The organism is Neobacillus sp. YX16 (assembly GCF_030123505.1).
Classification (GTDB): domain Bacteria; phylum Bacillota; class Bacilli; order Bacillales; family Cytobacillaceae; genus Neobacillus.
This window is the reverse complement of the sequence record NZ_CP126115.1, coordinates 5,060,805-5,082,538: the sequence shown is the minus strand read 5'-3', so window position 1 is coordinate 5,082,538 and position 21,734 is coordinate 5,060,805. Positions and strand designations below refer to the sequence as shown.

26 protein-coding genes are annotated in these 21,734 nt (G+C 37.8%); 22 read left to right on the top strand and 4 right to left on the bottom strand.

Annotated elements, in window-relative coordinates:
* Positions 1–108 precede the first annotated feature (108 nt).
* The 6 genes from QNH48_RS25180 (at position 109) to kapD (ending at position 5,118) form a co-directional block, all read left to right on the top strand.
* Positions 109–432, top strand: coding sequence for a YuiB family protein (locus tag QNH48_RS25180; RefSeq protein ID WP_283952457.1), 324 nt, complete (start codon positions 109–111; stop codon positions 430–432).
* A gap of 117 nt (positions 433–549) precedes the next feature.
* Positions 550–1,164 carry a 3D domain-containing protein gene (locus QNH48_RS25175; protein ID WP_283952456.1) on the top strand — a complete coding sequence of 205 codons (615 nt, stop codon included), beginning with the start codon at positions 550–552 and terminating at the stop codon, positions 1,162–1,164.
* Positions 1,165–1,278: 114 nt separating this feature from the next.
* Positions 1,279–2,787 (top strand): leucyl aminopeptidase, encoded by a 1,509-nt coding sequence (locus QNH48_RS25170; protein ID WP_283952455.1) that lies wholly within the window; start codon positions 1,279–1,281, stop codon positions 2,785–2,787.
* A gap of 808 nt (positions 2,788–3,595) precedes the next feature.
* Positions 3,596–3,823, top strand: a complete 228-nt coding sequence (locus QNH48_RS25165) for a hypothetical protein (protein ID WP_283952454.1) — start codon at positions 3,596–3,598, stop codon at positions 3,821–3,823.
* A 114-nt stretch (positions 3,824–3,937) separates the two neighbouring features.
* Positions 3,938–4,321 carry a hotdog fold thioesterase gene (locus tag QNH48_RS25160; RefSeq protein ID WP_095248358.1) on the top strand — a complete coding sequence of 128 codons (384 nt, stop codon included), beginning with the start codon at positions 3,938–3,940 and terminating at the stop codon, positions 4,319–4,321.
* Between the two features lie 176 nt (positions 4,322–4,497).
* Positions 4,498–5,118 (top strand): 3'-5' exonuclease KapD, encoded by a 621-nt coding sequence (gene kapD / locus QNH48_RS25155; RefSeq protein ID WP_095248357.1) that lies wholly within the window; start codon positions 4,498–4,500, stop codon positions 5,116–5,118.
* Between the two features lie 38 nt (positions 5,119–5,156).
* Here kapD and kapB read toward each other — a convergent pair whose 3' ends face one another.
* Positions 5,157–5,537 carry a kinase-associated lipoprotein KapB gene (gene kapB, locus QNH48_RS25150; RefSeq protein ID WP_283952453.1) on the bottom strand — a complete coding sequence of 127 codons (381 nt, stop codon included), beginning with the start codon at positions 5,535–5,537 and terminating at the stop codon, positions 5,157–5,159.
* A 100-nt stretch (positions 5,538–5,637) separates the two neighbouring features.
* Here kapB and QNH48_RS25145 point away from each other — a divergent pair, with 100 nt between their 5' ends.
* The 6 genes from QNH48_RS25145 to QNH48_RS25120 all read left to right on the top strand — a co-directional run bounded on the left by QNH48_RS25145 (position 5,638) and on the right by QNH48_RS25120 (position 9,379).
* Positions 5,638–6,378, top strand: coding sequence for a peptidylprolyl isomerase (locus tag QNH48_RS25145; protein WP_283952452.1), 741 nt, complete (start codon positions 5,638–5,640; stop codon positions 6,376–6,378).
* Positions 6,379–6,465: 87 nt separating this feature from the next.
* The gene (locus QNH48_RS25140; RefSeq protein WP_283952451.1) at positions 6,466–6,681 is read left to right on the top strand and encodes a hypothetical protein; all 216 of its coding nucleotides are present in this window, start codon (positions 6,466–6,468) and stop codon (positions 6,679–6,681) included.
* A 76-nt stretch (positions 6,682–6,757) separates the two neighbouring features.
* Positions 6,758–7,279, top strand: a complete 522-nt coding sequence (locus QNH48_RS25135) for a superoxide dismutase family protein (RefSeq protein WP_283952450.1) — start codon at positions 6,758–6,760, stop codon at positions 7,277–7,279.
* 129 nt (positions 7,280–7,408) lie between these two features.
* Positions 7,409–8,602, top strand: coding sequence for an alanyl-tRNA editing protein (locus tag QNH48_RS25130; protein WP_283952449.1), 1,194 nt, complete (start codon positions 7,409–7,411; stop codon positions 8,600–8,602).
* Between the two features lie 66 nt (positions 8,603–8,668).
* Entirely contained in the window at positions 8,669–9,046 is a 378-nt protein-coding gene (locus QNH48_RS25125) for a PH domain-containing protein (protein ID WP_133369173.1), read from the top strand.
* A 69-nt stretch (positions 9,047–9,115) separates the two neighbouring features.
* Positions 9,116–9,379, top strand: a complete 264-nt coding sequence (locus tag QNH48_RS25120) for a DUF1871 family protein (protein WP_283952448.1) — start codon at positions 9,116–9,118, stop codon at positions 9,377–9,379.
* Between the two features lie 25 nt (positions 9,380–9,404).
* On the opposite strand, the gene QNH48_RS25115 is transcribed toward QNH48_RS25120, so the two are convergent.
* On the bottom strand, positions 9,405–10,229 hold the full coding sequence (locus QNH48_RS25115; RefSeq protein WP_283952447.1) for an alpha/beta fold hydrolase: 825 nt from the start codon (positions 10,227–10,229) through the stop codon (positions 9,405–9,407).
* A 202-nt stretch (positions 10,230–10,431) separates the two neighbouring features.
* The gene (locus QNH48_RS25110; protein ID WP_481858438.1) at positions 10,432–10,647 is read right to left on the bottom strand and encodes a helix-turn-helix domain-containing protein; all 216 of its coding nucleotides are present in this window, start codon (positions 10,645–10,647) and stop codon (positions 10,432–10,434) included.
* 204 nt (positions 10,648–10,851) lie between these two features.
* On the opposite strand from QNH48_RS25110, the gene yugI reads away from it, so the two are divergent.
* The 3 genes from yugI (at position 10,852) to QNH48_RS25095 (ending at position 14,356) form a co-directional block, all read left to right on the top strand.
* Positions 10,852–11,256 carry a S1 domain-containing post-transcriptional regulator GSP13 gene (yugI, locus tag QNH48_RS25105; RefSeq protein WP_283952446.1) on the top strand — a complete coding sequence of 135 codons (405 nt, stop codon included), beginning with the start codon at positions 10,852–10,854 and terminating at the stop codon, positions 11,254–11,256.
* 587 nt (positions 11,257–11,843) lie between these two features.
* Positions 11,844–13,043, top strand: a complete 1,200-nt coding sequence (locus tag QNH48_RS25100) for an ornithine--oxo-acid transaminase (RefSeq protein ID WP_283952445.1) — start codon at positions 11,844–11,846, stop codon at positions 13,041–13,043.
* A gap of 23 nt (positions 13,044–13,066) precedes the next feature.
* Positions 13,067–14,356 carry a Glu/Leu/Phe/Val family dehydrogenase gene (locus QNH48_RS25095; RefSeq protein ID WP_283952444.1) on the top strand — a complete coding sequence of 430 codons (1,290 nt, stop codon included), beginning with the start codon at positions 13,067–13,069 and terminating at the stop codon, positions 14,354–14,356.
* A gap of 41 nt (positions 14,357–14,397) precedes the next feature.
* Here the strand turns inward: QNH48_RS25095 and QNH48_RS25090 are convergent, their stop codons facing one another.
* Positions 14,398–14,628, bottom strand: coding sequence for a DUF378 domain-containing protein (locus QNH48_RS25090; protein WP_095248344.1), 231 nt, complete (start codon positions 14,626–14,628; stop codon positions 14,398–14,400).
* 130 nt (positions 14,629–14,758) lie between these two features.
* Here QNH48_RS25090 and QNH48_RS25085 point away from each other — a divergent pair, with 130 nt between their 5' ends.
* The 7 genes from QNH48_RS25085 (at position 14,759) to QNH48_RS25055 (ending at position 21,707) form a co-directional block, all read left to right on the top strand.
* Positions 14,759–15,922, top strand: a complete 1,164-nt coding sequence (locus tag QNH48_RS25085) for an iron-containing alcohol dehydrogenase (RefSeq protein ID WP_283952443.1) — start codon at positions 14,759–14,761, stop codon at positions 15,920–15,922.
* Positions 15,923–16,089: 167 nt separating this feature from the next.
* On the top strand, positions 16,090–17,436 hold the full coding sequence (locus QNH48_RS25080; RefSeq protein WP_283952442.1) for a glucose-6-phosphate isomerase: 1,347 nt from the start codon (positions 16,090–16,092) through the stop codon (positions 17,434–17,436).
* Positions 17,437–17,731: 295 nt separating this feature from the next.
* Complete coding sequence (locus QNH48_RS25075) at positions 17,732–18,130, top strand: YugN-like family protein (protein ID WP_283952441.1); 399 nt, start codon at positions 17,732–17,734, stop codon at positions 18,128–18,130.
* A 141-nt stretch (positions 18,131–18,271) separates the two neighbouring features.
* Complete coding sequence (locus QNH48_RS25070) at positions 18,272–18,436, top strand: aspartyl-phosphate phosphatase Spo0E family protein (RefSeq protein ID WP_283952440.1); 165 nt, start codon at positions 18,272–18,274, stop codon at positions 18,434–18,436.
* A gap of 165 nt (positions 18,437–18,601) precedes the next feature.
* Positions 18,602–20,275 carry a DUF6044 family protein gene (locus tag QNH48_RS25065; RefSeq protein WP_283952439.1) on the top strand — a complete coding sequence of 558 codons (1,674 nt, stop codon included), beginning with the start codon at positions 18,602–18,604 and terminating at the stop codon, positions 20,273–20,275.
* A 21-nt stretch (positions 20,276–20,296) separates the two neighbouring features.
* Entirely contained in the window at positions 20,297–21,307 is a 1,011-nt protein-coding gene (locus QNH48_RS25060) for a glycosyltransferase family 2 protein (RefSeq protein ID WP_283952438.1), read from the top strand.
* Positions 21,276–21,707: a GtrA family protein gene (locus tag QNH48_RS25055; protein ID WP_095248333.1), complete on the top strand. Its 432-nt coding sequence runs from the start codon at positions 21,276–21,278 to the stop codon at positions 21,705–21,707. The genes QNH48_RS25060 and QNH48_RS25055 overlap by 32 nt, the downstream gene beginning before the upstream one ends.
* Positions 21,708–21,734 lie beyond the last annotated feature (27 nt).

The window sequence follows — 21,734 nt, the reverse complement described above, 5'->3', positions numbered from 1 at the left end:
GCTATTTTTTTTGAAGTTTTTCCCATGTATAGATAACTAGTGTGTTAGGATTGACTCGCCAATGGACATTAAGTAAACTAATTAATGATGTGTAAAGGGGGTAATTCCATGCAGATGAGCATTGTTGTATTAATTATTTCGATATTGTTATTCTTTGTGTTATTTTTTGGAATTGGTTTTATACTTAATATGCTTTTAAGAATGTCTTGGATTATGGCATTCATATATCCGATTATTGCTATTTTTATTATTGATAAAGTTAAATTCATTGAATACCTTACAAATAGTAAAGTGGCTTTTCAGGAACTAGGTCAAAAGCTGGGTTCGTTAGCAACCGCTGATATCCTCATTTTGTTAAGTGGGTTAGCAGGCGCGATTGCAGCTGGGGTTACCATTAAAATGTTGAGAAAAAATGGCTATCAAATGTTTTAAGACTTTTTCCATTGTGAAAAAGTCTTTTTTTTTTATGTCAAAAATGGTTTTTACTCCTTTTTGAATATTTCCATGCAAGTTGGGAAATGAATATTTTGGGAGGAGTGAAAATTATTAATGAATAAAACCAAAAATTGGACAAAGCGTTTTGCGATGACTGTTCTTTTTCTGCTTGCCATTCTAGTGACTGTTCAATCTATTACAGGTATAGATCTCAAACTATTTATTAAACAAATGGTGCAACTTGAGGCACACGCAGCTTCCAGCGAAACAAAAGCTGTGACACCGCCATTAGAGGATGCCTTTGACTGGTCAAAGTATCCAAAAAAAACAGTAATTGCAACAGGATATACAGCAGGCTTTGAATCCACAGGTAAAAATGAAAACCATCCTGAGTATGGAATTACCTATTCAGGTGTAAAAGTAAAACGAGATTTATATTCGACTGTTGCTGCAGACTTATCGGTATTTCCGATTGGAACGATTCTGTTCATTCCCGGGTATGGGTTAGGGGTCGTTGCAGATAAAGGCGGGGCTATTAAAGGGAATAAAGTCGACCTTTATTATGAAACAGTTGAGGATGTTTATAACAAGTGGGGTAAAAAGGAAATCGATGTATATATCATAGAGCAGGGAAATGGAAAACTGACAGAGGGTGATTTACAAGCATTAAATGAAGACAAATCCATGCAGGTATTCCGTCAGCAGTATATTGGTTCAGAGAGAAAATAATGCAGGCATAGAGCCTGCTATTTTTATTTTGTAATGAAATGAATATATTTAGAAAGTCGAAATATATTTATATTTCCGATATAATAATTAGGTAATTTATTTGGAGGTGGAAACATGTTTGAGGTTAAAAATGAAATTGACTTCTCAGCAGCAGATGAAGGTTTAATAATTGGACTTTTTGACAAGACAGAGAAATTCAGCGGGATTCTTGAGAAACTGGATGAGAAATTCGATGGACAATTAACGGAACTTGTTAAAGCTGGTGATATTTCAGCCAAGTTTAAAATTATTAGCAAAGTACATAGTTTTGGTAAAATCACTGCAAAAAGAATTTGGTTTGTGGGGCTTGGAAAGGAAAAGGAATTTAATTTCGAGAAACTGAGTGAGGCTTTAGGGAAGGCGTATAAAGCTCTAAGAGGGAGTAAGCTTCAGGAATGTGCTGTCCTTTTGGATTCCTTTATCACTGATTCAGTAGATGGACTAGAAGCTGCACATGCTGTAAGTGAAGCATACGCATTGGCCAGCTATCAATTTCGCGGCTACAAGCAAAAATCAAATGAACCTGAAAAAAAGCTAGAAAAAATCACGGTTTACAGTGAAAACAGTGATGTAGAGGATATTAAGGCTTCTCTAACAGTGGGGCTTGCTTTTGGTAATGGTACGAACTCTGCACGTACACTAGTAAATATCCCAGGTAACTTATTAACAGCAAAGGACATGGCGAAATATGCACAAGAGCTTGCTGCCAAGTATGACTTTGAAGTTGAAATTCTTGATAAGGAAGAGATTGAAAAGCTGGGAATGGGTGCTTTTCTAGCTGTTAACCAAGGTTCTACAGAACCACCTAAGATGATTGTTTTAAAGTATCAAGGGAAAGAACAATGGCAGGACGTTATTGGTTTAGTTGGAAAAGGAATTACCTTTGACACCGGCGGCTATTCAATCAAAACAAAAGCTGGCATTGTTGGGATGAAGACCGATATGGGCGGAGCCGCGGCTGTTCTTGGTGCAATGGAAATCATTGGAGAATTAAAACCGGAACAAAACGTTGTCGCGGTTATTCCTTCAACGGATAATATGATTTCTGGTAACGCATTTAAACCTGACGATGTAATCACCTCTATGAGCGGGAAGACCATTGAAGTGTTAAATACAGATGCAGAAGGCAGACTTGTTTTAGCAGACGCTGTAACCTATGCCAAACACCATGGTGCAGAATATTTAATTGATGTTGCAACCTTAACAGGCGGGGTTATCACTGCGCTAGGACTTCACACAACAGGTGCTATGACGAATCATGAAACATTATATGAACAAGTCTTAGAAGCATCAATGGAAGCAGGTGAGCCAATGTGGCAGTTACCATTGTTCGAGAAAGACAAAGAACGGGTAAGAAACAGCAAAGTGGCAGATTTAAACAACTCTCCTGGCAGTGAGGGACATGCGATAGTAGCAGGAGCCTTTATTGGTGAATTTACAGAAGGTACTCCTTGGGTACACCTAGATATTGCAGGTACTTCAACCACTTCTAGAGAGCACGATCTTGGTCCTGCAGGGGCAACAGGTGTTATGACCCGAACCTTAGCATTATTTGTGGAACGCTTTGAACCAATTGAAAAGTAATCAAAAATGCCACCTTTATAGGCATACTCTACAGGGTGCAAACAATAAAAAGCAGCAGAGCACGCAAAGCTTTGCTGTTTTTTTCTAAAGAAGTGTGATAAAAGACAAATCTCCAAAGGCCTGAGAAGATTAGTCCTTAAGAAGGGTTATGAAGGACAAATCTCCAAAGGTCATGAGAAGATTTGTCCTTAAGAAGGAGTATGAAGGACAAATCTCCAAAGGCCATGAGAAGATTAGTCCTTAAGAAGGGTTATGAAGGACGAATCTCCAGAGGTCATGAGAAGATTTGTCCTTAAGAAGGGGTATGAAGGACAAATCTCCAAAGGCCATGAGAAGATTAGTCCTTAAGAAGGGGTATGAAGGACAAATCTCTAAAGGTCATGAGAAGATTAGTCCTTAAGAAGGAGTATGAAGGACAAATCTGCAAAGGCCATGAGAAGATTAGTCCTTAAGAAGGGGTATGAAGGACAAATCTCCAAAGGTCATGAGAAGATTAGTCCTTAAGAAGGGGTATGAAGGACAAATCTCCAAAGGCCATGAGAAGATTAGTCCTTAAGAAGGGGTATGAAGGACAAATCTCTAAAGGTCATGAGAAGATTAGTCCTTAAGAAGGGGTATGAAGGACAAATCGCAAATGATGATGAGAAGATTTGTCTTTCATAAGGATCCTAGTCACAGTTCATAAAAAACTTATTAGCATATTCGGCACTAAACGGGCGCTTCCGCTTTTCCATTTGCCCAACCCATCTCCACCTTACTCGCATATGAAGTAGTGTAGGCAAGTATAGCGAATAGGAGGTTTGGCTGCATGTATTATTATCGAAGCTCGTATCCTAAACATAACCAAAGATTTATAGGCTTTGGGCTGCCATTTTTGGGTGGTTTAGTTGGCGGGTTATTAGGAAGTGCATTATTTTATCCCCGACCATTTTATGGGTATCCTCGCCCGTTTTATGGGAACCAATTTTATGGCAATCAATTTTATGGCAATCAATTTTACGGTTACCCTGGATTCGGGGCACCTGGTTTTTATTGAGATGTTAAAAAAACAGCTTTCGAGGCTGTTTTTTCTTTTTATAGAATAAAAGGAAATTAAGCTATAGAAAGAGAATATACAGATACAAACAATGAATTCGAAAGGAAGAAAAGGATGATTAAAAACACATTAATTGAAACGTTAGGTATTGAAATAACACATTTAGAAGCTGGAAAAGTAATCGCAACCATGCCCGTCGATGAAAGGACCCGCCAGCCATTTGGATTGTTACACGGCGGTGCTTCGGTGGCATTAGCAGAGACAGTTGCAAGTGTCGGTGCATATGAATTGGTAGATAAAGAAACTGAAGGTGCTGCTGGATTAGAAATTAATGCTAACCATGTTCGACCTATTACTGAAGGAATTGTTACAGCAGTTGGTACTATCCTACATAAAGGGAAATCCACAATGGTTTGGGATATTAAAATTACAGATGAGAAGGACCGCCTCATATGTATCTCTAGATGTACAATGGCAGTTATTAAATTGAAAAAGTAACCTTTTAATAAGATGGGAATTATTCCATCTTTTTTTTAATACAATTGAAAAAATATTTAAAAAATTTATGTCAATTTCATGATATAATGTAAGAAATATAGAGAATTAGTACAATACTTTGTACATGTTTCTTTATATAATGGTAGTAAGAAAAGTGTCAAAAAGGTGGTGAAAGAATGAAGGAAAAGAGACAAACTATCTTTATTGATTTTGAATTTACAATGCCGGAACGAAATGTTCGTATGAAGAATTTCTTCGCGGAGATTATTGAGGTTGGACTCGTGGCCGTTGTTGATGATCAAATTACAGAGCAGTTCTCCTCCTACGTAACACCACTTAAATTCCCAATACTAACGGAACGCTGTAAATCATTTTTACATATTTCACAGCAGCAGGTTGACCAGGGAATTTCATTTTATGAACTCATCCGAAAGTTAGGAGAATTCAATAACCAGTATGAAACTACCATCGTCACTTGGGGAAATATGGATATGAAGGTTCTTCGGCATAATTGTTTAGAAGCAGGTGTGGCATTTCCCTTTAAAGCCATAGAGTTGGATTTATCAATGGAATATAAGCGGTTTTTTGGCGATCAAAATCAAACAGGATTATGGAAGGCCGTACAGGAATATGGTAAAGAAGGAACTGGAAGACATCACAGGGCACTAGATGATGCGCTGACTACTTACAATATATTCAGGCTTGTTGAAAAGGATAAACGCTATTTAGAAAAGCCCAAACCAACTACGATTGGTGACCGCATTGATTTTTCGAAGCTATTAAATGAATTCGCATAAAAGGCCAAATCATTCAAACTGATTTGGCCTTAAATTATTTATTTAAAATAATCTTTTTCTAAAGATGAAATTCTTTTTAAACTCATTTCTGCCCAAGAGGTTGCATTTTCTGTAAGGTCTGTTTTCATTTTATCGACTGCTTGTTTTAATGATCCGAGATAGTCTGGCACTTCTTCCTTAAAAGGCTTTACCATTTGTTTTGGGATATTGGCCTGCTCACGATAGGAGAGAGCTTTCCTCTCGTGGAAAATAAGTACATCCGCTTCTTTTGGATTATGTAAATCACCTTGCATTGGATGTTTGACAACCGCCAAAACTCTTACTAAATAATGCTGGTTACGAACTTCGGTTATTTCCCCATTATATTTTCCTGTTTTATAAATTCCGGTAACGATATCGCCAATCTGCAATTCTGACATCAATTTTTCCTCCTCACTCTACTACCTTACTTTATTATATAAAAAACGAAGTGCAAAAAACAAAATTATCGGTTAAATTAATTAAATGGAGGGATGATAAATGAGAAAGAATTTGCAATTTTTATTACTGTTAATCATTGGAGTTCTTGTCTTGACTGGATGTGGGACAAGCAAGGAGAAAGAGGAAGCGGCACCTAAGAGTACTGCTCCGAAAACAGAGGAAAAGGAAGGGAGCGATCAAGTGGCAAACGCAGGTTATCCTCAACTTTCAAATGAGGTTTCTGAAAATGAAAAACTCGTTGAAATAGAAACGACTATGGGAAACATTAAAATTAAATTATTCCCTGAATATGCTCCAAAAGCAGTAGAAAATTTTTTGGAGCATAGTGAAGAAGGGTATTATGATGGTTTGATATTTCACCGGGTTATTAATGACTTCATGATTCAGGGTGGTGACCCGAATGGAGATGGAACCGGTGGGGAAAGTATTTACGGACGGCCATTTGAGGATGAATTCTCAAACAATCTTTTTAATTTACGTGGAGCTTTATCGATGGCTAATTCAGGAGCAAATACGAACGGAAGTCAATTCTTTATTGTTCAGAAAAAATCAGTGGATCCATCAATTAAAACGGAAATGGAAAAGGCTGGATTTTCAAATGAGGTAATTAAGGCCTATGAAGAATTAGGAGGCACACCTTGGCTGGACAATCGCCATACTGTTTTTGGACATGTGATTGAGGGGATGGACATAGTTGATAAAATTGCCGAAACTCCTGTAGACCCGAAGGATAAACCAGAAAAAGATGTGATGATTAAAGGTATTAAGGTATTGAAATAATTTATAAGATTCAATTAATGGCAGGATGCAATTTTTGTTGCTATAATTAATCATTAGTGACATTCCTTTATAGAAAGGGAGAGAAAAATGTTTCAGCCATTTGTAATATCATTATTTCTATACTTTCCTGAAGATAAATCTGAATATGGCCCAGCTGCCATTACGTTTACAATCTTTTTAATCGGTGCCTTTTTAACCATGAGGTACATTATCAAAATCTCTAAACGTGAAGCGATGAAAGCGAAAGAACTAGAAGAACAAATAATGTCTCAACAGCATAGTCAAGGAAACAGTGAACATTAAACTGTTTCTTTTTTTTACATAAAGTTTCCTCCCCAAGATGATACTATGACAAAATGTCTATTTTGGGGGGATACGTATGAAGAGAGTTTGGATGATGATTCCACTTATCCTGCTCACGGGTTGTTTGGAAAAGGATATTACAAAACTTGATGTTAAAATGGTAAATGATAAGGGAGATTCTGTTGGAACCATCACATTACAAGAAGTTTCAAGTGGAGTAAAAGTATATTTGAAGTTAAATGGACTTCCTCCAGGTGAGCATGCCCTTAACATTAATGATAAGGGGCAATGTAAAGCCCCAGATTTTAAATCAGCTGGCAAACATCTTAACCCCGATGATAAAGAGCATGGTCTCCTGCACCCGAAGGGCTCGCATGCCGGTGACCTTCCTAATTTAATTGTAGAGGATGACGGGTCTGTAAAGGCAGAATTAATGGCAGCTAATGTAACGTTAAAAGAGGGGAAGAAGTCTCTTTTTCCAAAAGATGGAACCTCCATTGTGATTCATGAAGAAAAAGATGATGGTATGACTCAGCCTGAAGGAGATTCTGGTGCAAGGATTGCATGCGGTGAAATCTCTAAAGATAATAAGAAATAAGGAAATCTACAAATGGGCGGCTTTTCACAGCGAAAAAAATAAGTAAGAAAAAATTAGACCTTACAAGCCTGTTTCTTCATAATTGAGGGGACAGGCTTTTTAATAAATAAAAACTAGGAGCATATAAGCATGGGGAAAAAAATTTATTATCAAGATGCTTACATAAAATCATTTACAGCACAAGTAGTTGACCAGGGAAAAGACAGAGATGGAAATTATTACATAGTGTTGGATCAAACAGCTTTTTACCCAACAGGCGGTGGACAGCCGCATGATATTGGAACCATTGAAAACATTAAAGTACTTAATGTGGAGGAAACAGAGGGGGGAGTTCGTCATTACCTTGAAAGCGAAGTACATGCTGAAAGCTCTCCCGTTTATGGTGTGATCGACTGGGAAAGAAGATTTGACCATATGCAGCAGCATGCAGGCCAACATATTCTCTCGGCAGCCTTTGAACAATTATATGGATACAAGACAATCGGCTTCCATTTAGGAAATGAAACTTTAACAATAGATTTAGAAACAGTTAATCTTTTGGAATCGGAAGCTTTGAAAGTAGAGGAACTAGCCAACCAGATTATTTTAGAGAATCGACCAATTGAAACAAAGTGGGTCACAGAAGATGAATTAGTCAATTATAATTTGCGAAAAGAGACAAAGGTAAAAGAGGATATTCGGCTTGTAATTATTCCAAACTTTGATTATAACGGCTGTGGCGGAACTCATCCGAAAACAACGGGGGAGGTCCAAGCAATAAAAATAATAAACTGGGAAAGACAAAAGAAAAAAGTCCGCGTTCAATTTGTTTGTGGAAATCGTATTTTGAAACAGTTTCACAAAAAAAATAAGGTGCTTATGGAGCTAACGATACTACTTAATGCTCCTGAAAATGATATGCAGGAGGCAGTAACTCGGCTTCTAGAGAATAGTAAAGCAATGGAGAAAGAATTAGAACAATCGGTTGAGACCCTGCTTCACTATGAAGCAAAAAGTTTATTAGAAAAGGGTAAAAGTGAGAATAGAATTGTCAGTGGTGTGTTTCAAAACAAAACAATTCAAGAACTTCAAAAATTAGCCAGAATCATTATTGCAGAGGATGAAGAAACCTTTGTGTTATTCGTTTCACAAAATGAAGATAAGCTGCAGCTAGTTTGTGCACGAGGGCCGGCAGAAAACGTAAGTATGAAAAAGGTAATAGGAAATGCACTTTCTATCATTAATGGTAAGGGCGGCGGAAGTGATGCATTTGCTCAGGGAGGAGGAGAAGCACTAATTTCAGGTGAACAAATGCTTCAGCATTTGTTGGAGCTAGTCCAATAGCAATGGTTGTAAGTTAAACTTTCATATATAATAATTTAGAATGTTCCAAGGAAAGGTGTGGGTTTGATGGGATTTTTTGATGGTATGATGGGAAATGCCGCAGAGGTAAACCCTGCAGATGCACAAAGAGAATTCGCTAGAATACTTGCAGTGAATGAAAGAATTGAAAAAGCATATAAGTTAATTAGAGATTTATTTATTTTTACCAATAAACGACTGATTTTAGTGGATAAGCAGGGGCTAACAGGAAAGAAGGTTGAGTACCATTCTATCCCCTATAAAAGTATTACCCATTTTAGTATTGAGACGGCGGGAAGCTTCGATTTGGACGCAGAATTAAAAATTTGGATATCAGGCAATGCGCTCCCGCTTCAAAAACAATTTAACAAAAACCTAAATATCTATGAACTTCAAACAGTACTTGCAGAGTATGTTCTGAAATAAAAGTTAAAGGTAACTGTTGTTTTAGAACTCTGTTGATTTGTGCGGGAGGCAGAGGGAGGAGAGAGTAAATTGGAAAGTGAAATGAAAACGAATTTGCAATTTGTGGACGTATTAAACGAATGGGATCCTTTCAAATTATCGAATGGTAATTATGACACGGAGATAGCTGATACCATCCAAGCCATTCATGAGTTAGACAACCCAGAGGCATTAGCAGAAAGAATACAAAGCATATATGAATTTTCCTTTGAGAGCATAATACCAATGGAACAGTGCTTGAAAATTGCTAATGAACTGATGGTAATAAAGGATAACGACTCTTGTACAATATAAAACGACAGCAAAGGCTGTCGTTTTTTTATGCCAAGAATTGTTTAATATGCTGAAAAACATCATCAGGACGTTCCTCAGGAACTAAATGACCCGTTTCCCTCAAAATAACCAGTTCAGATTCCCTTAAATCATTTTTCAAGCGCTTCCCAACTGATAATGGGACAACTTTATCATACTCACCCCAAATTAATAAACATGGATGGGCAATTTGATTGAGTACTACCGTTGAGAGGTCGCCTTCATGGTCTCGAATCATTCTTGTTAAGGCAAGGAAAATTTCATCCTTTAAAAAAGGCTGTAAATAGCCAAAAAGCATCTCATCACTAATTAAGGAATGGTCATGAACAACATTTTGAAGATTTTGCATGATACCTGAACGTGCAAGAAAAAACTTTACATATAGATGAAAATAAGGAATATAACTTCCAATAATTAATGGCAGTTTTGAACGTTTGGAATAAGATGAACTGCAAAGCAGGACTGCCTTTTGTGCTAAATCGGGCTGTTGATGCAGGATATTGAGAACAATTTGTCCGCCCATTGAATGACCGATAAGAGTAATTTCTTTTAGTTCAAGTGTAGAAATGAGCTGAATAACCGTTTGAGCAAGATTACGATAAGAATAAATAAAATTATTACTTTTCCCGCTCTTTCCAAAAGGAGGGAGGTCAATGGAAACGACTTGATATTCTTTATTTAAAAGGGGAATCAATCTTCGATAGCTAAAAGTGGAGGAAAGAAATCCATGAAGCAGGACTAGTGTCTTTTCGGAATTAGGATTTGGATAAAACTCATAATAAATATTAATATCATTCACTAGCTGGTTACGGTAAAAAACCTTCTCTTCCACGTATTCAACCCACCTTCTATTGATTTATTCGTAATAATAATTTCTCCAGTCGCCTGTTATTTCACACGTATTCCTGCATTTTTTTCAAAAAAAAGAGGACACACCTTATTAGGTTGTCCACTTCAAAAAAGGGGGGAATACTAGAAAGCTTATAAATTAATGATTTCCCATTTTTGCTTACTTTATACAATCATGATAAAAATTATATGTGTTTATCGAGTTGGTCTAAAGATAGTTCAGATGCAGGGATGTCAAGAACGGTAGACAATTTTAAAAGTGTTTGAGTACTTGGAATTTGTTCGCCAGATTCATATTTTTCGATTGTGTGAATTCCTACTCTAATTTTTTGTGCCAATTCCTCTTTTGTCAGTTTCAAGTGTTCTCGATAAGTTTTTATCGTACTGCCAATTGTATTCATATGATCACCTCTCCCACAAAGACATTACCTCATTTTTATTCTAACATAAATTTCTTTTTTCTGGGAAAAATCCTATTTGAACATTATGTTAACGTTTTCTCTCCCTTCCTGAGGAAAACCTTTTTTGATTATATGTTTAGAATGTGCTATAATTTCTTATTGCGTATATAGAAGATAAAATAATTATTTCTTAGGAGTGTTTTCATGACAGAAAAGATCGAAACTGGAAGTGTAGTAACAGGTAAAGTAACTGGAATTCAACCATATGGTGCGTTCATAGCATTAGATGAAAATACACAAGGTCTTGTGCATATTTCAGAAATCACACATGGTTATGTAAAAGACATTAACGAACATCTCAAAGTTGGAGATGAAGTTAATGTAAAAGTATTGTCAATTGATGAAAATGCTGGGAAAATTGGTTTATCTATTCGTGCAACGGAAGAAGCTCCTGTTCAACAGGCTGTTGCTAAACCAAAGAAACCTCGTAAGCGTCAAGCTGCTGCTATCGTACCTGAAGTTGAAGGACAACAAGGCTTTAACACTTTAAAGGATAAGCTGCAAGAATGGATTGACCAATCTCAACGTGAAGATTTAATCAAGAAATAATAAAAATTAAAAAACCTAGCCCCATGCTATTAACTAGCAGGAGCTAGGTTTTTTTTATTGGCTGTGTTAAATTGGGCTTTTGATTTGTGCTCCACTAAGGAATGCTTCTTCGAATAATCACCGCAGGGACAGGCGGTCTCTGCCTGTCCCGAGGCGCTTCGCTTTCCGCAGGCGGTTCGGGAAGCCTGTCTAGCTGCAGCGCCTAGCCCCTCGAGGCGCTTCGGTCCCAACGTTGAAGTCAAAGAACGACTTCATCGTCAGGCCCTTTAGCGCTTGTCGGGGCTGTACAAGGCGCTTCCGCTTTTCCTACTCCTCGGCGCTAAGAGATAAGCGGGGTCTCCCCTGTCCCGTCCTCCTGCTGGACATTGATTTACATCCTCGAATCTGCCCACGCACGAAGAAAATGCGATAGCATTTTCGAGGAGTCTCGCGCCTTCCGCACATATCAACAGAGTTCTAAAAGCAACATTTTTCTTTAACACAGCCATTTATTTAAAAAGATTTTTTCCATAATTGTTCATTCTTTTTACAGGCTCGGCTACAATAGGTATGTACATAACTCACCTTTGAAACGGAGGAAAAGTTTAATGGCTGCAGAAAAGAAATCTAAAGGCTTAATAGAACAAACTGAAAAATACGGGGCACATAATTACCACCCGCTTCCAATTGTTATTTCACGTGCTGAAGGAGTTTGGGTAGAGGATCCTGAAGGAAATAAATATATGGATATGTTGAGTGCTTATTCTGCAGTTAACCAAGGCCATCGCCATCCAAAAATTATTCAAGCATTAAAGGATCAAGCTGATAAGGTAACGTTAACTTCTCGTGCCTTTCATAATGACCAATTAGGACCTTGGTATGAAAAAATTTGCAAATTAACAAGAAAAGAAATGGCGCTTCCAATGAATACAGGTGCTGAGGCAGTCGAAACAGCAATTAAAGCAGCGCGCCGCTGGTCCTATGATGTAAAGGGGGTAGCTGAGAACCAAGCAGAAATTATCGCTTGTATAGGCAACTTCCATGGCAGAACGATGACGGCCGTTTCCTTATCCTCTGAAGCTGAATATAAGCGAGGATTTGGGCCAATGCTTCCAGGAATAAAACTTATTCCTTATGGAGATTTAGAAGCTTTAAAATCTGCTATTTCCGCCAATACAGCAGCATTTTTAATTGAACCAATTCAAGGAGAAGCGGGAATTGTTATTCCACCTGAAGGCTTTATGAAAGCAGCCTTTGACTTATGTAAAGAAAATAATGTTCTCTTTATTGCAGATGAGATTCAAGCTGGATTAGCGCGTACCGGAAAAATGTTTGCGTGTGAATGGGAAGGAATAGAGCCTGATATTTATATCCTTGGTAAGGCGCTTGGCGGCGGTGTTTTCCCCATCTCATGTGTGGTTGCAAATAATAACATTTTAGGTGTATTTAATCCAGGTTCTCATGGTTCTACCTTCGGAGGCAATCCACTTGCATGTGCAGTATCAATAGCTGCTCTGGATGTTCTGATTGACGAAAAACTCTCCGATAAATCATTGGAATTAGGCGAATATTTTGTAAGCAAATTAAAAGAAATTAGTAATCCAAGGATTAAAGAAGTACGTGGCCGCGGCTTGTTTATCGGGGTAGAATTAACAGAGCCAGCACGAAAATATTGTGAAGAATTAAAGGAGCAAGGGATTTTATGCAAGGAAACGCATGATACTGTGATTCGTTTCGCCCCTCCTTTGATTATCAACCAAGAAGAATTAGATTGGGCAATTGAGCGTATCAATAAAGTGCTTGCCTAAATGAAAAAAGCTGAGGTGCCAGAATGGGGAAGAATGATGTAACAAATCGGGCAGGTGAAAATGATAAAGAGAAAGAGAACTTAAATCTTCTTACCTCCACGCAGATTGTTATTCATGATGCTTTAAAAAGGCTGGGGTTTAAAGAAAATGCATTTGAGATGTTGAAAGAACCTATTAGAATGTTGAATGTGAGGATTCCGGTTCGGATGGATGATGGGTCGGTTAAAGTTTTTACTGGCTTTAGAGCTCATCACAATGATTCAGTTGGACCGACAATCGGTGGTGTTCGTTTTCATCCTAAGATTAATGAAGATGAAATAAAGGCATTGTCTATGTGGATGAGCTTGAAATGTGGAATTGCTGATTTACCGTTTGGAGGCGGAAAGGGAGGGATCCTATGTAATCCTCGAACTCTTTCATTTGGTGAACTTGAACGCCTAAGCCGCGGTTATGTACGTTCCATTAGTCAAGTTGTGGGTCCAACGAAAGATATCCCGGCACCAGATATGTATACAAATTCTCAGATTATGGCCTGGATGATGGATGAATATAGTCGTCTCCGTAAGTTCGACTCTCCTGGCTTTATAACAGGAAAGCCACTCCTGCTTGGTGGGTCAGAAGGAAGGGAAGAAGCAGGGGCACTGGGAGCAGCAATCTGTATAGAAGAAGCTGCAAAGATAACAGGTCTTTCGCTAAAGGGGGCTCGTATCATTGTTCAGGGATTTGGTAACGCTGGCAGTTCCATTGCAAAATTTATGCACCAATCTGGAGCCATTGTCGTTGGGATTTCTGATGTTTATGGCGCCCTTTACGACCCAAATGGCCTAAATATTGATTATTTACTTCAGCGCCGTGACAGTTTTGGTACGGTAACTAGCCTTTTTGATGGTGTCATTACCAATGAGGAATTGCTTGAACAAGAATGTGATATTCTTGTACCAGCAGCGACCTCCAATCAAATTACTGTTAAAAATGCTCAAAATATAAAGGCCAGGATAGTAGTGGAAGCTGCCAATGGCCCTACAACCAGGGAAGCAACCAGGATTCTTTCTGAACGTGGCATACTGCTTGTTCCAGATGTTTTGGCAGGAGCTGGGGGAGTGACTGTCTCCTATTTTGAATGGGTCCAGAATAAGCAAGGGTATTATTGGGATGAAAAAGAAGTAACAGATAAATTACGTGAGAAGATGGTCAGTGCATTTCAACAAATTTATGCTATCTCAAAAAATCACAATGTAAATTTACGTGTTGCTGCTTATATGGTTGGGGTTAGAAAATTAGTAGAAGCCTCAGAATTTAGAGGATGGATATAAAAAAATCCTTGCGATATCAATGCAAGGATTTTCTTATATCTTTATCTTGTAGTTTCCGTTTCTGGATCCCTTACATACGCTTCATTTGGCTTGAAGAGAAGTCCAAGATTAATAAGTCCAGCGATTCCCACTAAGCCATAAATAATTCTTGATAGTGCTGAATTATCACCAAAAATGGCTTCAACTAAATTAAATCCAAAAAAACCAATTAATCCCCAATTAATAGCGCCAATGATTGTAAGAATTAAAGCAATTCTTTGAATCGTACTCAAGCAGGATTCCTCCTATCAAATTTATGTTCACTATTAGATTGCAGATAAATGTATATAAATATTCATTTCTATATCTTTGCAAAATAAATTTTTTTAAATAATAATGGGATGTGAAAGGATGGTGCAATTCATGCAAAATTTTACATTTTGGAATCCGACCAAATTAATTTTTGGTAAAGGACAGCTTGAGCAAATAAAAATGGAAATACCTCTTTATGGCCAAAAGGTGTTAGTAGTTTATGGCGGCGGCAGCATTAAACGCAGCGGTCTTTATGACAAGGTGATCAACCTACTGAAAGAAATTGATGCACAGGTTTTTGAATTACCGGGGGTAGAACCGAATCCTCGAATTACAACAGCACGTATGGGAGTAGAAATATGTAAAAAAGAAGGTATTGACGTCCTTTTAGCCGTTGGCGGCGGCAGTGTTATCGATTGTACAAAGTTAATTGCCGCAGGCGCAAAATATGACGGAGATGCATGGGACTTGGTCATAAAGAAGGCAGCCGTAACTGATGCACTGCCTTTTGGTACTGTTTTGACTTTAGCAGCAACAGGTTCAGAAATGAATTCTGGATCGGTTATCACCAATTGGGAAACGAACGAAAAATACGGCTGGGGAAGTCCGCTTACCTTTCCGAAATTCTCGATTCTAGATCCAGTACATACTTTTTCTGTTCCAAGAGATCAGACGATTTATGGAATTGTCGATATGATGTCCCATGTATTAGAGCATTATTTTCATTTGGAAGAGAATACATTATTCCAGGATCGTATGTGTGAATCCTTACTGATTACGATAATGGAAACTGCACCTAAATTGCTTGAGGACTTAGATAATTATGACCATCGAGCAACCATTCTTTATAATGGGACAATGGCTTTAAACGGTATTTTAAATATGGGTTACCGCGGCGATTGGGCTACCCATAATCTAGAACATGCCGTTTCAGCTGTATATGACATCCCTCATGGCGGGGGTCTTGCAATTTTATTTCCTCACTGGATGAAACATAATCTTAAGGTAAAACCAGAGCGCTTTAAACAGCTCGCGCTCAGAGTGTTTGGGGTTAATCCAGAAGGGAAAAGTGCAGAGGAAGCTGGCCTCGCAGGTATTCAAAAATTACGTGAGTACTGGAACAGTATTGGAGCACCTGCGCGTTTAGCTGACTATAATATCGATGACAGCAAAATTGACTTGATGGCTGACAAAGCAATGGTGTACGGTGAATTCGGCAACTTTACGAAATTGAATAGAGCAGATGTAGTAACGATTTACCGTGAGTCTCTGTAAAAAATAACGGGCATTTTTTAATGCTCGTTTTTCTTTTTCGACAAATTCTTTATCATGTAAAAAAATTGGCGAAAATGGGTACGCTTACAAGGGAAGCCTATTCTTGATAATCTGTCCAGCATTCGTTAAAGTGAGAAATGAAAATAAAATATTGGAGGATTACATAAATGACACACATACGTTTTGATTATTCAAAAGCGTTAGCCTTCTTTGCAGAACATGAGATTACATATTTACGCGACGCCGTGAAGGTTGCCCACCACTCCCTGCATGAGCAAACAGGAGCAGGAAGTGACTATTTGGGCTGGATAGACCTTCCTACCAACTATGATAAGGAAGAGTTCTCACGTATTAAAAAAGCGGCGGAAAAAATCAAAGCCGATTCAGATGTACTCCTTGTGATTGGAATTGGCGGATCGTATTTAGGAGCAAGAGCAGCGATTGAAATGCTTCAGCATAGCTTCTACAATGCCCTGCCAAAAGAAAAGCGTCAAACACCACAAATTATTTTTGTTGGCAATAATATTAGCTCCACCTATATGAGAGATGTTATGGATCTCCTTGATGGAAAAGACTTTTCCGTCAATGTTATTTCAAAGTCTGGAACGACAACGGAGCCAGCGATTGCCTTTAGAATCTTCCGTAAACTTCTTGAGGAAAAGTATGGTGCACAAGAAGCGAAGAAGAGAATCTATGCAACAACAGACAAGGCAAGAGGTGCATTGAAAACCTTGGCCAATGAAGAAGGATATGAATCATTTGTGATCGCAGATGATATTGGCGGACGTTATTCAGTATTAACAGCAGTTGGCTTACTTCCTATCGCTGTAAGTGGTGCGGACATTGATAAGATGATGCAGGGGGCTGCTAAAGCACAAGAAGACTACAGCCATTCAGAGCTAGAAGAAAATCCTGCTTACCAATATGCGGCGGTTAGAAATGCTCTTTATAATAAAGGGAAAACGATTGAAATGTTAATCAATTATGAGCCTGGACTTCAGTACTTTTCTGAATGGTGGAAGCAATTATTTGGAGAGAGTGAAGGAAAAGATCAAAAAGGAATTTACCCTTCTTCCGCTAACTTCTCAACCGATCTACATTCTTTAGGACAATATGTACAAGAAGGCCGCCGTGATTTGTTTGAAACAGTCATTAAGGTGGAAAAACCACGCCATGAATTGACGATTGAAGAGGCTGATAGTGATTTAGACGGCTTAAATTATTTAGCAGGACAATCCGTTGACTTTGTAAACAACAAAGCATTCCAAGGAACAATGCTTGCACATACAGATGGAGGCGTACCAAACTTAATCGTATCCATTCCTGAAATGGATGAATACACATTTGGCTACCTAGTCTATTTCTTCGAAAAGGCATGTGCAATGAGCGGATACCTCCTAGGAGTAAATCCATTCGACCAGCCAGGAGTCGAAGCATACAAAGTAAACATGTTTGCTTTACTAGGCAAACCAGGCTTCGAAGAAAAGAAAGCCGAGCTAGAAAAAAGACTTTAATTAATAACTGTGTAAAGTAATTGGGAATTTTGGCACTCTGTTGACTGGAGCGGAAGGCACGAGACTCCTACGGGAGGCTCCCCGGACCGCCCGCGGAAAGCGAAGTGCCTCGTGACAGGCAAAGACCGCCTGTCCCTGTGGTGATTATTCAAAGAAGCTTTCCTTAGTGGAGCGGAAGTCAACAGACCCAATATTACACAAACAAATAAAAAAGTAGAGTACTGACAAAATCAGTACTCTATTTTTTATGTTTTTTGGAGAAACTAATAAATAATGATGATAAGGGGGCTCGATCATGATTGAAATACCATCAAGTATAGAAGGTAAACAATTTGATTTGTATAAGCTAGAACAAAAATTAAAACCAATCGGTTATGCAATCGGCGGTAACTGGGATTATGACCATGGTGCCTTTGACTACAAAATAAATGATGAAGTGGGATATCAATTTCTAAGGCTGCCATTTTCAGCCGTAGACGGCCAGTTAGACGCACACAACTGTACAGTGGAGCTTGGTCGTCCATTCCTATTGTCTCATAAGTATCAAATAGGATTAGATGACCATATTGGAGATGCAGGCACGTTAAATCAATTTTCTGAACCAGTTGATAAGGACGCCAGTTTTCCTGAACAGTATATTGAAACAGGGAAGATCCTTGTAAAGGAACTTGAATCTATATTAAGTACAGAATAATTTGTTAGGATTATTGTACTAGTATAATGTTCACGAAAGATACAATAATTTTTAATAATTCTACTTGTATTATATTGTTAAAATTTATAAATTAAGGTTAATAATATAAATATGTTATAAACATGAAAAGAGGTTGGAGCTATGGAAACCAGCATGGACTATTTGTTATCTGATATTGAAAAAACGAGGATAGAAATGATTGATCTAGCGCAACAATATGGATACTGTAACCCAGATGTTGTTCAATGCAGCCAAAAGCTCGACCTACTTTTAAATGTATACGGTAATATACAAATAAAACATTAAATCAGAGTAAAAAATAACCTTTCGTTCATTCGGAAGGTTATTTTTTTATCTAGCCCTCTTTTAGGGAGGAAAACAATTGATAAAAAGGAATAATTCTCATTCCATATGCAAACTTTATTAAACATAAGGTTATATAGAGGACACAGGTTTACGAGGTGTGAATGAGTGTACAGAGCTACGAAAAAAGAGTTGAGTTTCATCCTTTTTGCATTGCTAATTCTAACAATATATCTTTCCCCACTCTTTATTCTCCAAGAGAATGCTCATATCCGTGTTCATGATAACTTGGATTCGAATTTAGCATGGTATAAAGTTCTAGCCAGAAGCGGTCAAATGTTTGGAGACGTAAATGCTGTGATTCCCCAAATAATTAATGGGGTGCCAAGAAATGCATTTGGAACGGAATACAGTATCATTGTTTGGCTCTATGCGTTGTTTCCAACCATGATTGCATATGGCCTCAGTCAGGCATTAACTAGAATAGTCGCATTTATAGGGATGTATTTGCTACTAAAAAAACATTTCCTTGCTGGTGATAGTTGGACCTTCCTGCAGATTGGCACAGCGCTGGCATTTGCTTTAACCCCGTTTTGGCCATCAGGAATGCTAAGTACACTGGGAATGCCGCTTGCACTGTGGGCTTTCCTTAATATTCGAAACGGAGAGGGAACGAAGAAAGATTACATAGTCCTAGCACTAATTCCTTTTTACGCAAGTATTGTTCTAGGTTTTTTCTTTTTTTTAAGTGCCATGGGAATCTTTTGGCTCTTTGAAGTTATCAGAGGCAAAGGATGGAATCTTCGTTTCTTTTTTTCTATTGCCTATATGACTTGTATTTTCATGCTCGTTGAATATCGATTGATTTATTCTTTTTTATTTTCCACTGAACCAAACAGCCGTGACGAATATTTCCATGCTTCCTTACCCTTATGGAGAGTAGTACGATTAACACTAAAAAATTATGTTTTAGGACATACGCATGTAATGACGGTGCATGGTTTATTTATTTTACCCGTTACGTTAATTGCCCTTTATTTTGTCTTTACAAAAAAACTTTGGAAACAGGAAAAGCTTTTTGTCTTTTTCTTTGTCTTAAATATCTTGTTATCTCTCTGGTATGCTTTTTGGTTTTATAAAGGCTGGTTACCGTTAACGAAAAGGTTTCACTTTATGGATACCTTTAATTTTGCCCGCTATCACTTTTTAAGGCCGATGGTCATATATGCTGGATTTGCCCTGGCATTGAAGATACTCTCTCTTCAAGGACATAGCTGGTCGAAAACGGCAAAATGGTTAGCGATCCTGCAAATTCTTTTATTATGTTTATTTAATGATGAGATTATCTATCAGAAAAAGCCAACAGTTAAAGAATTTTATGCGGAGGAATTATTTACAGAGATAAAAGAGCACATCGGACAAGATCAAGAAAATTATCGGGTGGCTAGTATCGGAATTCATCCTGCCATTTCCCAGTATAATGGCTTTTACACGCTGGATACCTATAATAACTTTTATCCATTAACCTACAAGCATAAATTTAGAAAAATTATAGAGTCGGAATTAGCAAAAGATAAAACGATTCGCAAATACTTTGATCAATGGGGCGGGCGCTGTTATATCTTTACGGACCAGCTTGGGAAAAAATATATGATCAAAAAGGACTCAAAAAGGAAATTAAACAACTTGCAATTAAATACGTCTGTGTTTAAAGAGATGGGTGGTACATATATCCTTTCTGCATTACCCATAACAAACTCAGGGGAAAATCAACTGACACTGGATAAGGTATTTGAATCGAAAAGTTCTGCATGGAAAATCTATTTATACAAGACTTTGTAAACATCGGGGGTTATTACAGATATGGAACCTGTCCTGACGATAGTCGTACCTTGTTATAATGAAGAAGATGTTTTAACAGAAACCATTCATCAACTCGACCAGTTCGTAAAACAGTTGGTAAGCGAACAGCTTGTTTCTAACACAACCAAGATCTTGTTCGTAGATGATGGGAGTAAGGATCGAACATGGGAAATCATTTATAAAGCAGGATTAAGAACTGATTATGTCCGTGGAATAAAATTATCAAGAAATGTGGGTCATCAAAACGCATTGTTAGCAGGATTGTTTGCAGCAAAGGACTCTTCAGATTGTGTTGTCTCCATTGATGCAGACCTGCAGGATGATATTCAGGTTATTCGTGAGTTTATCCATAAATTTAATGAAGGAAATGAGATTGTATATGGCGTTCGAAAGCGAAGGGATACTGACACCATCTTTAAGCGGTGTACGGCTCAAGGTTTTTACAAGGTAATGAAAAAATTGGGTGTTGACCTTGTGTATAACCATGCGGATTTTCGATTAATGAGTAAACGAGCTTTAATGGAGTTAGAAGGATTTAAAGAGGTAAATCTTTTTTTACGCGGTATTGTGCCACTCCTCGGATTTCGTTCAGATATTGTCTATTATGACCGTAAAGAAAGACAAGCAGGTGAAACAAAGTATCCGTTAAAAAAAATGCTGGCTTTTGCCTTTGATGGAATCACCTCCTTTTCTGTTTCACCGATTCGCTTTGTATTAATAATCGGTTTTGTTTCCTTTTTCCTAAGCCTGGTATTTGGCTTATACTTTTTAATGCTGAAAACACTTGGGGAAACACAAACAGGATGGACATCACTTATCACTTCTATCTGGTTGATTGGCGGCTTGCAGCTAATTGCTATTGGGTTAATTGGAGAGTATGTAGGGAAAATTTATAAGGAATCAAAGCAGCGTCCCAAGTTTATTATTGATATTGATACCTTTTCTATGCCAATCCCACGGCGTCATTTAATTCGAAAAAATGAGGAGGAGGAGTTTTATAAAACCAACTAATTCATTCATTCGTTTTCTTCTGGTTGGGGTTATCAATACGTGTGTCGGTTTATTTATCATCTTCTTTTTACTTAATGCTCTACATCTTTCGTATTGGGTTTCGACCTTTGTAGGTAATTTTGCTGGGGCTTGTATTAGTTATCTTTTAAATCGATCTTATACCTTCAATAGTACGGTCTCCATTCAAAGAGGGCTGCCAAGATTTTTGACCATCATACTCATTTGCTATTTTGGCGCTTATTTCTGTAGTGAAAAGCTAATGTTTTGGTTCAATCCCTTTCATTTTGTAAGTACAGCGGTTGAACAAAATGGAGCTGTGCTTATAGGAAGTGTGCTTTATACAATAAGTAATTACCTAGGGCAAAAATATTTTGTATTCAATACTGTAAAGACTGCTTAAAGGAGTTTTCTTATCTAAAGAAATCTC